This window comes from Brachybacterium sp. UMB0905 (assembly GCF_002871795.1).
Lineage (GTDB): Bacteria > Actinomycetota > Actinomycetes > Actinomycetales > Dermabacteraceae > Brachybacterium.
Window position 1 is genome coordinate 97,055 of sequence record NZ_PNHL01000003.1, and the last position, 12,404, is coordinate 109,458.

Sequence of the window (12,404 nt, forward strand, 5' to 3'; positions counted from 1 at the left end):
CCTTACTTGTTCGCGGGAGCGACCACCACGGTGACGTGGCTGGTGCGCTTCTTGATCTGGAAGGCACGACCCTGAGCTCGCGGCTGGAACCGCTTCATGGTCGGACCCTCGTCCACATAGGCGGCAGAGACGACGAGCTCGCGCTCATCGAAGCGCTCCCCCGCCTGATCTGCCTTCACCCGCGCGTTGGCGATCGCGGACTCGACGAGCTTGAGGACGGGCTCGCTGGCGGCCTGCGGGGCGAACCGCAGGGTGTCCAGGGCCTCGGCCGTGCTCTTGCCACGAATCAGGTCCACAACGCGGCGAGCCTTCATGGGCGACATGCGGAGGTACCGCACCTGCGCCTTGGCTTCCATTGCTGTCCTGCTTTCTTCTGGATGTCGGGACGTGCTGCCGGGCTGACACGGGGTCAGCGGCGGCGGCCCTTCTTGTCGTCCTTCTCGTGGCCCTTGAAAGTCCGCGTGGGAGCGAACTCGCCGAGCTTATGGCCGACCATCGACTCGGTGACGAACACCGAGACGTGCTTGCGGCCGTCGTGCACTGCGAAGGTGTGGCCGAGGAAGTCCGGGGTGATGACCGAACGACGCGACCAGGTCTTGATGAGGTTCTTGGTGCCCTTCTCGTTCTGGGCGTCCACCTTCTTCTGCAGGTGGTCGTCGACGAACGGGCCCTTGGAAATACTGCGAGGCATGGTTTCGGCTTCTCCCTATCAGCGCTTCTTGCCGGTCCGGCGACGGCGCACGATGAGCTTGTCGCTCTCCTTGCCCGGCTTGCGGGTGCGTCCCTCGGGCTGACCCCACGGCGAGACCGGATGACGGCCACCGGAGGTCTTGCCCTCGCCACCACCGTGCGGGTGATCGACGGGGTTCATGACCACGCCGCGGACGTGGGGGCGCTTGCCCTTCCACCGCAGGCGGCCGGCCTTGCCCCAGTTGATGTTGGACTGCTCGGCATTGCCGACCTCACCGATGGTGGCGCGGCAGCGGGCATCCACGTTACGGATCTCCCCGGAGGGCATGCGCAGCTGCGCGTACGGGCCCTCCTTGGCGACCAGCTGCACGGAAGCACCGGCGGAGCGGGCGATCTTCGCACCGCCACCGGGGCGCAGCTCGATGGCGTGCACCACGGTGCCCAGCGGGATGTTGCGCAGCGGCAGGTTATTGCCGGGCTTGATGTCCGCGCCGGCGCCGTTCTCCACCCAGTCGCCCTGGCGCAGCCGCGCCGGGGCCAGGATGTAGCGCTTCTCGCCGTCCATGTAGTGCAGCAGCGCGATGCGGGCGGTGCGGTTGGGGTCGTACTCGATGTGCGCGACCTTCGCCTTGACGCCATCCTTGTCGTGACGACGGAAGTCGATCATGCGGTACGCACGCTTGTGGCCACCGCCCCGGTGACGGGAGGTGATACGACCCTTGTTGTTGCGGCCGCCGCTCTTGGACAGCGGGCGCACCAGGGACTTCTCCGGCGTGGTTCGAGTGATCTCGACGAAGTCGGCGCCACTCGAGCCGCGACGACCGGGAGTGGTCGGCTTGCTCTTACGAATTGCCATGTGGGTTTCCCTCAGACTCTCTTCGGCTCCTCGGATCTCGGCCGCTTCAGGCGACCGACCCTCCGAAGATGTCGATGGCTCCGTCGGTCAGGGTCACGATGGCGCGCTTGGTGTCCTTGCGCTTGCCCATCCCGAAGCGCGTGCGACGCGCCTTGCCCTGACGGTTGATCGTGTTCACCGAGTCGACCTTCACGTCGAAGATCTTCTCGACGGCGATCTTGATCTCGGTCTTGTTCGCGTCGGCAGCCACCAGGAAGGTGTACTTGCCTTCGTCCATCAGCCCGTAGCTCTTCTCGGAGACCACCGGGGCCAGCAGGACGTCGCGGGGATCCTTGTTCAGCGAGGTCACTTCGACTCCTCCTCATCGGCCGAGGTGGACTCCTTGACGGCGTTCACGAACCCGGCGGCCTGGGCGGCCTCCTCGGTCGCGAACCAGACCTCGGCCTTGGTGCGGCCGTACCAGGGAGAGTCCTCGGTGTGGTACTTCATCGAGTCCGCATTGCCCTTGATGGTGTAGCCCTCGGGCGCGGAGCCGTCGGCCAGCGCAGCCGCGGAGCCCTCGCCGTAGGGCGACTCGACCTTCTCGGCGGCCTTCGCGTCAGCCTTCTTCTCGGCCTTCGGAGCCTTCTCAGCCGTCGTCTCCGCCTTCGCCGCGGCGAAGGCGGAGGTGGGCAGCGACAGGGTCGCCTGGGCCACGAAGTCCTCGAGTGCGCCCTCGGTGAAGACCACGTCATCGCTGAGCATGACGTCGTAGGTGTTCACCTGGTCCGCGTACAGCACGTGCGCGGTGGGCAGGTTGCGGGTGCTGAGCGCCCCCAGGTCGTCGTCCCGACGCACGACCACCAGCAGGTGGCGACGATCGGAGACGCGCGAGAGGGTCTGGCGGGCAGCCTTGGTGGAGGCCACGTCGCCGTCCAGCAGCGCGGAGATGACGTGGACGCGACCATTGCGCGCCCGGTCGGAGAGGGCACCGCGCAGGGCGGCGGCCTTCATCTTCTTGGGGGTGCGCTGGGAGTAGTCACGCGGCACGGGACCGTGCACGGTGCCACCGCCGGCGAACTGCGGGGCGCGCAGCGAGCCCTGGCGGGCGCGGCCGGTACCCTTCTGCTTCCAGGGCTTCTTGCCGCCGCCGCGGACCTCGCCGCGGGTCTTGGCCTTGTGGGTGCCCCGGCGCGCCGCCGCCTGCTGGGCGACAACGACCTGGTGGATCAGGGGGACGTTGGTCTGCACGTCGAAGATCGACGCGGGCAGCTCGACGGTGCCGGACTTCTTGCCGGCCGGATCGAGCACGTCGACGGTCAGGTTCTCTGCCATCGGTCTCAGGCCTCCTTCGCGGGGCTCTTGACGGCCGAGCGGACCAGCACGAGACCGCCCTTGGGGCCGGGGACGGCACCCTTGACGAGCACGAGGCCCTTCTCGACGTCGACCGCGTGAACGGTCAGGTTCTGAACACTGGTGCGGTCGCCGCCCATCCGGCCCGCCATGCGCATGCCCTTGAAGACACGGCCGGGGGTGGAGGCGCCGCCGATGGAGCCGGGCTTGCGGTGGTTGCGGTGCTGGCCGTGGGAGGCCGCCACACCGGCGAAGCCGTGGCGCTTCATGACGCCCGCGGTGCCCTTGCCCTTGGAGGTGCCGACGACGTCGACCTTCTGGCCGGCCGCGAACACGGAGGCGTCGATCTCCTGGCCGACGCTGTAGTCAGTCGCGTCGGGGGTGCGCAGCTCCACGAGGTGGCGACGCGGGGTCACGCCGGCCTTCTCGAAGTGGCCGCGCAGCGGCTGGGAGACCTTGCGGGGATCGATCTGGCCGTAGCCGATCTGCACCGCGTCGTAGCCGTCGGTCTCGACCGAGCGGATCTGGGTGACGACGTTCCCGCCGGTCTGCACGACGGTCACCGGCACGAGCTTGCCGTTGTCGTCCCAGACCTGGGTCATGCCGAGCTTGGTGCCGAGCACGCCGGTCACCGGGAGGGCCCGCTGGCCCGTCAGTTCGTTGCTCATGTCCACCACCCTCAGAGCTTGATCTCGATGTTGACGTCCGCCGGCAGATCGAGGCGCATGAGCGAATCCACGGCCTTGGGCGTGGGATCGACGATGTCGATCAGTCGCTTGTGCGTGCGCATCTCGAAGTGCTCACGGGAGTCCTTGTACTTGTGCGGCGACCGGATGACGCAGAAAACGTTCTTCTCGGTCGGCAGCGGCACCGGGCCCACGACCGTCGCACCCGCGGAGGTCACGGTCTCGACGATCTTGCGCGCCGAGCTGTCGATCACCTCGTGGTCGTACGACTTGAGCCGGATGCGGATCTTCTGTCCCGCCATGGCGTCCTGTCTCTCTTCTCGTCTGGCATGAATGCAGCCTCTCCCCCACACCCGAGGACGGGCGTGTCGACCTCGCTGGGGCGCATGAGCCCAGCACGGGGCCGCCGAGGTTCGGCTGCGTCTGCACCTGGTTCCCTCTGACGATGCGCGATCCTCGCCGTGGGGCGTGGTTCGCATCCTCGGGACGGACCTCATCCGGTGATCATTCCCCCGACCGCTGGCCGCTGGGGAACGGAACCGGGCATGACGGCCCGCGCAGACAACTCGTCCAGTGTGCCAGAGGCGCGCGAGGGCCCACAAGAGCAGGCCGGGTGCGGCCTGTCACATGGCGACGGGTCCGGGCGGCGGTGCGCCGCGCGCCCGGACCCGTCGGACCCTCCTTTCGGGGGCCTCCCGCTGGGGTTCCCCCTCTTCTCCGGCACCTCTCGCAGGGGTTATTTGTTCGTGCTGCGTCCCAGCCCGCCCTGCAGCTGGCGCTGGAAGATCACGTACACGATGAGCACCGGCAGGATCGTGATCGTCACCGAAGCAAACATCGCGCCCCAGTCCGATTCATAGCCCTGTTGGGCCTGGAGGCTCTTGAGCCCCTGGGCGAGCACGTACTTGTCCTTGTCAGTGTTCAGCACCACCGGCAGCAGGTACTGGTTCCACAGGCCCAGGAAGTTGAAGATCGTCACGCTCGTCAGGCCTGGGACGGCCAGCGGCACCATGATCTGGAAGAACGTGCGGAAATCTCCGGCGCCGTCGATCGCAGCCGCCTCAGCGATCTCCTCCGGCAACTGTCGGAAGAACGCGTACAGGAAGAACACGGTGAACGGCAGGGCGAAACCCACGTAGGTGAGGATCAGCCCGATGTAGGTGCCGCGCAGCCCCATGTTCTGCAGCACGAAGAACAGCGGCACCACGGCCAGGAAGATCGGGAAGGTGAGCCCCGCGATCATGCCGTAGTAGATGAGCTGGCGGCCGGGGAACTGGAAGCGCGCCAGCACGTAGGCGCACATGGCCCCCAGCAGCATGACCAGGAACAGCGCTCCGCCCACCACGATGATGGTGTTGAAGAAGTACCGGCCGATCCCCGCCTCGGTCCAGGCCGTGACAAAGTTGTCCAGGTTCAGGGCGCTCGGCGGCGTGAACGGTGAGGTGAGGATCTCCCCGGAGGTCTTGAACGAGCTGTAGAACGTCCAGATCAGTGGCAGGACCACGATCAGGGTCCAGATGATCAGGATCGTATGGGCCACAGTCGAGAAGACGCGGTCCCCGGTGCTGCGCCGGTGCTCGCGGGTGGTGATCTCCTCCGCGCGCATCCGCGGATCGGTGCTGGTGGCAGTGCTCATGCGTCATCCTTCCGCCGAGTGCCGAACAGGACGATCACCGCCATCAGCATGGTGACCAGCGCGAGAACCACGCCCATCGCAGAGGCCAATCCGAATTGCGAACGGGAGAAGGCTGTCTCGTACAGGTACCGCGAGACCACTTCGGTGCTCTTGTCGGTGCCACCGCTCGGGGTCATCACCGAGATGTACACGAACATGTCCAGCGCCATGATCCCGACGTATACGACCGCGGTGGAGACGTTCTCCCGGATCTGCGGGAGCACCACCTGCACGGCCATGCGCAGCCTGCCGCAGCCGTCCAAGCGCGCGGCCTCGATCATCTCCGAGGGGATCGCCTTGATGGCCGCGACGAACAGGACCATGTAGAAACCGACGAGGGACCACACCACCGCCGCCACGATGGCTCCCAGCGCCAGCTTCTCCTCCCCCAGCCACGCGAGACCGACCGGGGCGATGTCCACCCCGAGCGCATTCAGCAGCCGGATCGGAATGTTCAGCAGACCGTTCAGCAGGCCCCCGTAGGGCGAGTAGATGAAGGCGAACAGGATGCCGATGACCACCGCCGGCAGCACGTAGGGGAAGAAGCTCACCACGCGGTACACGTTCGAGCCCTTGATGCCGAGGATCTCGCCGCGCGAGTCCCCGCCGATCGTGACCATGACGGCGAGGGCGAAGGCCAGTGTGATGGTAATCGTGGGCAGCACCAGCAGCAGGATGAGGTTGTTCGTCAGGGCCTTGAGGTACGTCGGATCAGCGAAGATCCTCCGATAGTTCTCCAGGCCGATGAAGTCCATGTTGGCGCTCACCCCGCGCCAGTTGGTCATCGAGTAGTAGAAGGCCTGCAGGAACGGGGAGACCACGAAGATGATGTAGATCAGCAGCGGGATCCCGAGGAACACCGCGAAGAACAGCAGACGGGAGGGCGACGGCCGACGGCCGGCCCGGCTGCGGGGAGCAGCCGAACCGGCCGAGGGCGTCGCCACGGTAGGAGCGGGCGCAGTCATATCAGGCGACGTCAAACTTCTCGATGCCATCGTCCTCACGCACCCGATCCAGCACCTCCTGCGACCGGGAGCGGACCTCGGCAGCATCGATCTTGCCGCTGAGGAACTCGTTCCAGATCGGCTTGAAGTCCGGCCCCAGGCCGTACCAGTCGGTGAAGTTCCAGGTGTAGATGTTGTCCCCGGCGTCCTGGATCATCGAGTTCACCGAGGCCAGTGCCGTGGAGCCGAAGGCGTCCTCGGGCACGGAGTCCTTGACGATCGTGAGGGAGCTGGTGAGCTCGGCGAAGTTCTGCGCCTGCTCCTTGGAGAGCATGATGCGCAGGAACTCCAGGCCACCGGCGCCGTTCGCGGCGTCGGCGGGCACCTGGAAGGGCTCGCCCGCGGTGCCGCGGATGGCCTCAGCCGGGAAGGAGGAGTCCGAGCCGAGCTGCGGATCGGGGCATCCGGTCATCTCGTAGTCATCGGGCGTGACGCCCTTCTGCTCGTTCTCGATCCACGAGCCGGAGGGATACATGACCGCCTTGCCGGTGACCCACTGGGCCTGGGCCTCGGTGTGCTTGATACCCGCGCCGCCGGAGAGGAAGAAGTCCGCCTTCACGGCGTCCTCGATGGCGTCGAAGGCCTGCACCACCGCGTCCTGCTCGTAGGCGCCGGCGTCGAGCTTGTCGAGGTTCTTGGCGACGTCGATGCCGCCCTGCTTGACGGCCATACCGAGCGCGAGCGTGTGGTAGTAGTCCGCCGCGTTCTGGCCACCGAAGGCGAACAGGCTGATGCCCTCGCTCTTGGCCTGCTCGCCGATGGTCATGACGTCATCCCAGGTTACCGGCGCATCCCAGCCCATGTCGTTGAACTGCTTGGCGGAGTACCACAGCGCGAAGACCGTGTACACGTAGTTCAGCGAGTAGAGCTTGCCGGAATAGGTGCCCGGATCCAGCGAGCCCGGCAGCAGGGAATCGCCGACGGTGCCGCCGTCCAGGGACGGCGCTTCGATGAGGGCATCGAGCGTGGAGAGCTGCCCCTCGGAGATCAGGGCGGAGGAGTTCATGGCCTGCGCGCCGGAGTTGTCGAACAGGTCCGGCGGGTTGCCACCGACGAAGCGGGGCTGCAGCTCCGGCTGGATGTCCACGGTCGAGTTGACCTGCACATCGGCCTCGGGGTACATCTCCTTGTACTTCTTGCCGGCGTCCTTGCCGTACTGGTCGCCGAAGCCGCCATTGAAGATGACCACTTCCAGCGGCGCGGAGCCGTCGACGCCGAAGGGGTTGTCCTCGGAGACCTCGCCGCCGCCCTCGGAAACGCCGCCGCCTCCCTCGGAATCCTTACCGCCGCCGCCGGCGGCACAGGCGGCTAGGGCGCTGGCGCCTGCACCGGCCCCGGCGAGCGCGAGGAAGCGCCGGCGGGACGCTGCGAGGCGATCCAGCGGGGTCAGGGGCATGGTGGTGTCGTCCTGCTCAGTGCCCATCAGAACCTCTTTCATCGTTGAAAGGGACCCGAGCGCGGGGCGCCCCGGTCAGCTGTCGGAGACACTGTACGCCGGACAGGTGCCCGGAACTGCGCAGGTCCGTCTCAGCCGTGTCACGATCGCGCACTCTTCTGCGCTCGGACCAGACCGCGAGCGGGCCGCACAGTCCCCTCATCGCCAGCAGGCCCCGGGCTGCGCTGGTGTCGGGTTCTGGCGCACAATAGTCCGTGTTCTGCGCGTGGGAACAGGGGTTCGGCTGCTTTCCAGTCAGGGGCAGCGGCCTCCGATACCGTGAGTCCCATGAGCCAGACACCGCGTTCCTCCCCGGCAGCCGCCTCGCCGCTGACCGCTCGGCTGTACGACCTCGAATATCCGCGCTCCCTCGGCGTGTACAACACCTATGAGGAGGTGCAGTCGGTCGTGGACACCCTGGCGGACAACCAGTTCCCCGTGCAGTCTACGCTCATCGTCGGCACCGACCTGAAGCTCATGGAGCGGGTGACCGGACGCAAGACCTGGGGGCGGGTGATCGGCCAGGGTGTGCTGTCGGGTCTATGGATGGGGCTGTTCCTGGGCCTGCTGCTGATGCTGCTGAACCCCGGCACGTTCCTGCCGCTGATCTCCAGCATGATCATGGGCGTCATCTTCTTCACCCTGTGGCAGGTGGTGGCCTATGCCCTCACCCGCGGGCAACGCGACTTCACCTCGATGACCGCGACGATCCCCATGCAGTACGAGCTGCTGGTGGAGCACAAGCACGCCGAGCAGGCCCGGCAGCTCCTGGCCTCGACCGGCGCGTCTCCGGTGCCGCCGCAGATGCCCGCCCCGGCACCGACCCCGACGGATCGCCCGGCTCGCCCGAGCTACGGCCTGCCCGCTGAGCAGTCCCCGCAGCAGCCGCAGCAGCCGTCTCACCCGCAGCAGTCGCCGCAGCCGCAGCAGCAGTCGCGGTCTCAGCAGTCTCAGGCCCCGTCGGCCCCCGAGCAGCGCGCACCGCAGCCGCCCCACGAGAGCTGACGCCTCCGCCGAGCTGCCCTCGCTCCGCTGTCGACTGAGCCCGCCCCGCACTCGGCACCTCTGAGGTCGGCATCCCTGACCTCGGGCGCATACGCGCTTGCGGCGTCGCTGCGCCAACGGCCCGGGCTGAACATGCGAAAGGGCCCCGATCCGGTCTCCCGGATCGGGGCCCTTCGGCTCAGCGGACGCTGAGCGGTTGCCTCACGGCAGCGGGGTCACCCCCGCCAGGTCACTTGATGACCTTGGTGACGCGGCCGGAGCCCACGGTGCGGCCACCCTCACGGATGGCGAAGCCGAGGCCCTCCTCCATGGCGATCGGCTGGATGAGCTCGACCGTCATCTCGGTGTTGTCGCCGGGCATGACCATCTCGGTGCCCTCGGGCAGCGTGATGACGCCGGTGACGTCGGTGGTCCGGAAGTAGAACTGCGGACGGTAGTTCGAGTAGAAGGGGTTGTGGCGGCCACCCTCGTCCTTGGAGAGGATGTACACCTGCGCCTCGAACTCGGTGTGCGGGGTGATGGTGCCGGGCTTCACGACGACCTGGCCGCGCTCGACGTCCTCACGCTTGGTGCCGCGCAGCAGCAGGCCGCAGTTCTCGCCGGCCCACGCCTCGTCCATCTGCTTGTGGAACATCTCGATGCCGGTGACGGTGGTCTTCTGCGGAGCGCGCAGACCGACGATCTCGACCTCGGAGTTGATGGCGAGCTTGCCGCGGTCCACCTTGCCGGTGACCACGGTGCCGCGGCCCTGAATGGTGAACACGTCCTCGATCGGCATGAGGAAGGGCTTGTCCATGTCGCGCTCCGGGTCCGGGATGAACTCATCCACGGCCTCCATGAGCTCCTCAACGGACTTGACCCACTTCTCGTCGCCCTCGAGGGCCTTGAGCGCGGAGACCTTGATGACCGGCGCGTCCTCGTCGAACTCCTGGGAGCCCAGCAGCTCGCGAACCTCCATCTCGACGAGCTCGAGGATCTCCTCGTCATCGACCATGTCGGACTTGTTGAGGGCGACCAGCAGCGCCGGCACGCCCACCTGGCGGGCCAGGAGCACGTGCTCACGGGTCTGCGCCATGGGGCCGTCGGTGGCGGCGACCACGAGGATCGCGCCGTCCATCTGGGCCGCACCGGTGATCATGTTCTTCACGTAGTCGGCGTGGCCGGGGGCGTCGACGTGCGCGTAGTGACGCTTGTCGGTCTCGTACTCGATGTGCGAGACGTTGATCGTGATGCCGCGCTGCTTCTCCTCGGGCGCGTTGTCGATCGTGTCGAAGTCGCGCTTCTCGTTGAGGTCCGGGAACTTGTCGTACAGAACCTTCGAGATCGCGGCGCTCAGCGTGGTCTTGCCGTGGTCGACGTGACCGATGGTGCCGATGTTGACGTGCGGCTTGGTCCGCTCGAACTTGGCCTTCGCCATAGTGGTGTCCTCCTAGGACTTCTACTGGTGGTACTTCTGGATCGGGATCGGGCGGCGCCTGCTCAGGTGCCGGTCCGACGGGGTTCCGAGGGAAGCAGGTCCACAGGGTACCTCGTGGCACCTGGGACCTGCCGCCCCCGAGTCCTCACTCGCCCCGGGTCTTCGCGACGATCTCCTCGGCGATGGACGAGGGGACCTCCGCGTAGCTGTCGAACTGCATGGTGTACATCGCACGACCCTGGGTCTTGGACCGCAGGTCGCCGACGTAGCCGAACATCTCCGACAGCGGGACGAGAGCACGGACGATCTTGACCCCGCTCGCGTCCTCCATCGACTGCACCTGCCCGCGACGCGAGTTCAGGTCGCCGATGACATCTCCCATGTACTCCTCCGGAGTACGGACCTCGACATCCATGAGCGGCTCGAGGAGGACCGGATTGGCCTTCCGCAGAGCCTCCTTGGTGGCCATGGAGCCGGCGATCTTGAAGGCCATCTCCGAGGAGTCGACGTCGTGGTAGGCGCCGTCGATCAGGGAGGCCTTCACGTTCACGACCGGGTAGCCGGCCATGACGCCCGACTGCAGGGCGTCCTGGATGCCCGCGTCCACGCTCGGGATGTACTCGCGCGGGATGCGGCCGCCGGTGATGAGGTTCTCGAACTCGTAGAACACGCCATCCTCGGCGTCCTCCAGCGGGCCGAAGGTGATCTGGACCTTCGCGAACTGGCCGGAGCCACCGGTCTGCTTCTTGTGGGTGAAGTCGAACTTCTCCACCGTCCGCTTGATGGTCTCGCGGTAGGCGACCTGCGGCTTGCCGATGTTCGCCTCGACGTTGAACTCGCGGCGCATGCGGTCCACGAGGATGTCGAGGTGGAGCTCACCCATGCCGCGGATGACGGTCTGGCCTGTCTCCTCGTCCAGCTGCACCTGGAAGGTGGGGTCCTCCTTGGCGAGCTTCTGGATCGCCACGCCCAGCTTCTCCTGGTCACCCTTGGTCTTGGGCTCGATGGCCACGGAGATCACGGGCTCGGGGAAGCTCATGGACTCCAGCTGAATGGGCTGGGTCGGATCGGTCAGGGTGTCACCGGTGGTGGTGTCCTTCAGGCCGATGAAAGCGTAGATGTGGCCCGCGAAGGCCTCCTCCACCGGGTTCTCCTTGTTGGAGTGCATCTGGAACAGCTTGCCCACGCGCTCCTTCTTGCCGGTGGTGGCGTTCAGGACCTGCTCGCCCTGCTTGACCTGACCGGAGTAGACACGCACGTAGGTGAGGGAGCCGAAGAACGGGTGGCTGGCCACCTTGAAGGCCAGCGCCGAGAACGGCTCGTTCCAGTCCGCGGCGCGGGTGAGGGTGGCCTCCTCATCGCCCGGCTTGTGGCCCTCCATGTCCGGCACGTCCAGCGGCGACGGCAGGTAGTCGATGACGCCATCGAGCATGGGCTGGACGCCCTTGTTCTTGAAGGCGGAGCCGCAGAAGACGGGGTACGCCTCGGAGTTCACGGTGAGCTTGCGGATGCCGGCCTTGAGCTCCTCAATGGAGAGGTCACCCTCTTCGAGGTACTTGTCCATGAGCTCCTCGGAGCTCTCGGCCACATCCTCGACCAGCTTGGAGCGGTACTCATCGACGGTGTCCTGGAGCTCAGCAGGGATCGGGATCTCCCGCTGCCACTGCCCCAGCGCCGCATCGCCCTTCTTGGCGTTGATGACCGGCATGTCCTCCTCGAGGGTCTCCGGCCACTCGTAGGCCTTCATCTCCACGAGGTCCACCACGCCGCGGAAGTCGCTCTCCGCACCGATCGGCACCTGCATCACCAGCGGCTTGGCACCCAGGCGATCGACGATGGTGCGCACGGTGAAGAAGAAGTCGGCACCCAGCTTGTCCATCTTGTTGACGAAGCAGATGCGGGGCACGTCGTACTTGTCGGCCTGCCGCCACACGGTCTCCGACTGGGGCTCCACGCCCTCCTTGCCGTCGAACACCGCGACCGCGCCGTCCAGGACACGCAGCGAACGCTCCACCTCGACGGTGAAGTCCACGTGGCCGGGAGTGTCGATGATGTTGATCTGGTTGTCGTGCCAGTAGCAGGTGGTCGCGGCGGACGTGATGGTGATGCCGCGCTCCTTCTCCTGCTCCATCCAGTCCATGGTGCCGGCACCGTCATGGGTTTCGCCCATCTTGTAGTTGACGCCGGTGTAGAAGAGGATGCGCTCGGTCGTAGTGGTCTTACCGGCATCGATGTGAGCCATGATGCCGATGTTGCGGACCTTCTTGAGGTCGCTGAGCACTTCAAGTGCCACGGGCTTAAGCC

Annotated in this window: 13 protein-coding genes; 1 reads left to right on the top strand and 12 read right to left on the bottom strand. The window is 66.6% G+C overall.

Going from position 1 to position 12,404, the window contains the following annotated elements; all coding sequences use genetic code 11:
* Positions 1 to 2: 2 nt before the first annotated feature.
* The 10 genes from rplV to ngcE form a co-directional block, all read right to left on the bottom strand.
* The gene (gene rplV / locus CJ197_RS03485) at positions 3 to 356 is read right to left on the bottom strand and encodes a 50S ribosomal protein L22 (RefSeq protein ID WP_102235369.1); all 354 of its coding nucleotides are present in this window, start codon (positions 354 to 356) and stop codon (positions 3 to 5) included.
* Between the two features lie 53 nt (positions 357 to 409).
* On the bottom strand, positions 410 to 691 hold the full coding sequence (rpsS, locus tag CJ197_RS03490; RefSeq protein ID WP_010550329.1) for a 30S ribosomal protein S19: 282 nt from the start codon (positions 689 to 691) through the stop codon (positions 410 to 412).
* Positions 692 to 709: 18 nt separating this feature from the next.
* Positions 710 to 1,546, bottom strand: a complete 837-nt coding sequence (rplB, locus tag CJ197_RS03495; RefSeq protein ID WP_102235370.1) for a 50S ribosomal protein L2 — start codon at positions 1,544 to 1,546, stop codon at positions 710 to 712.
* Between the two features lie 46 nt (positions 1,547 to 1,592).
* Positions 1,593 to 1,895: a 50S ribosomal protein L23 gene (gene rplW / locus CJ197_RS03500; protein ID WP_102235371.1), complete on the bottom strand. Its 303-nt coding sequence runs from the start codon at positions 1,893 to 1,895 to the stop codon at positions 1,593 to 1,595.
* Positions 1,892 to 2,860, bottom strand: coding sequence for a 50S ribosomal protein L4 (gene rplD, locus CJ197_RS03505; RefSeq protein ID WP_102235372.1), 969 nt, complete (start codon positions 2,858 to 2,860; stop codon positions 1,892 to 1,894). The genes rplW and rplD overlap by 4 nt, the downstream gene beginning before the upstream one ends.
* 5 nt (positions 2,861 to 2,865) lie before the next feature.
* Positions 2,866 to 3,546 (bottom strand): 50S ribosomal protein L3, encoded by a 681-nt coding sequence (rplC, locus tag CJ197_RS03510; protein WP_102235551.1) that lies wholly within the window; start codon positions 3,544 to 3,546, stop codon positions 2,866 to 2,868.
* 11 nt (positions 3,547 to 3,557) lie between these two features.
* Positions 3,558 to 3,866, bottom strand: a complete 309-nt coding sequence (gene rpsJ, locus CJ197_RS03515; RefSeq protein ID WP_089064423.1) for a 30S ribosomal protein S10 — start codon at positions 3,864 to 3,866, stop codon at positions 3,558 to 3,560.
* Positions 3,867 to 4,300: 434 nt separating this feature from the next.
* Positions 4,301 to 5,200 carry a carbohydrate ABC transporter permease gene (locus CJ197_RS03520; protein ID WP_102235373.1) on the bottom strand — a complete coding sequence of 300 codons (900 nt, stop codon included), beginning with the start codon at positions 5,198 to 5,200 and terminating at the stop codon, positions 4,301 to 4,303.
* Positions 5,197 to 6,204: a carbohydrate ABC transporter permease gene (locus tag CJ197_RS03525; protein ID WP_102235374.1), complete on the bottom strand. Its 1,008-nt coding sequence runs from the start codon at positions 6,202 to 6,204 to the stop codon at positions 5,197 to 5,199. The genes CJ197_RS03520 and CJ197_RS03525 overlap by 4 nt, the downstream gene beginning before the upstream one ends.
* Before the next feature lies 1 nt (position 6,205).
* Positions 6,206 to 7,666 (bottom strand): N-acetylglucosamine/diacetylchitobiose ABC transporter substrate-binding protein, encoded by a 1,461-nt coding sequence (ngcE, locus tag CJ197_RS03530; protein ID WP_102235375.1) that lies wholly within the window; start codon positions 7,664 to 7,666, stop codon positions 6,206 to 6,208.
* 300 nt (positions 7,667 to 7,966) lie between these two features.
* Between ngcE and CJ197_RS03535 the strand changes: the two genes are divergently transcribed.
* Entirely contained in the window at positions 7,967 to 8,683 is a 717-nt protein-coding gene (locus CJ197_RS03535) for a general stress protein (protein WP_233190631.1), read from the top strand.
* A gap of 229 nt (positions 8,684 to 8,912) precedes the next feature.
* On the opposite strand, the gene tuf is transcribed toward CJ197_RS03535, so the two are convergent.
* Together tuf and fusA are read right to left on the bottom strand one after the other, a co-directional pair.
* The gene (tuf, locus tag CJ197_RS03540) at positions 8,913 to 10,100 is read right to left on the bottom strand and encodes an elongation factor Tu (RefSeq protein ID WP_102235376.1); all 1,188 of its coding nucleotides are present in this window, start codon (positions 10,098 to 10,100) and stop codon (positions 8,913 to 8,915) included.
* 145 nt (positions 10,101 to 10,245) lie between these two features.
* Positions 10,246 to 12,393 carry an elongation factor G gene (gene fusA / locus CJ197_RS03545; protein ID WP_102235377.1) on the bottom strand — a complete coding sequence of 716 codons (2,148 nt, stop codon included), beginning with the start codon at positions 12,391 to 12,393 and terminating at the stop codon, positions 10,246 to 10,248.
* Between the last annotated feature and the right edge of the window lie 11 nt (positions 12,394 to 12,404).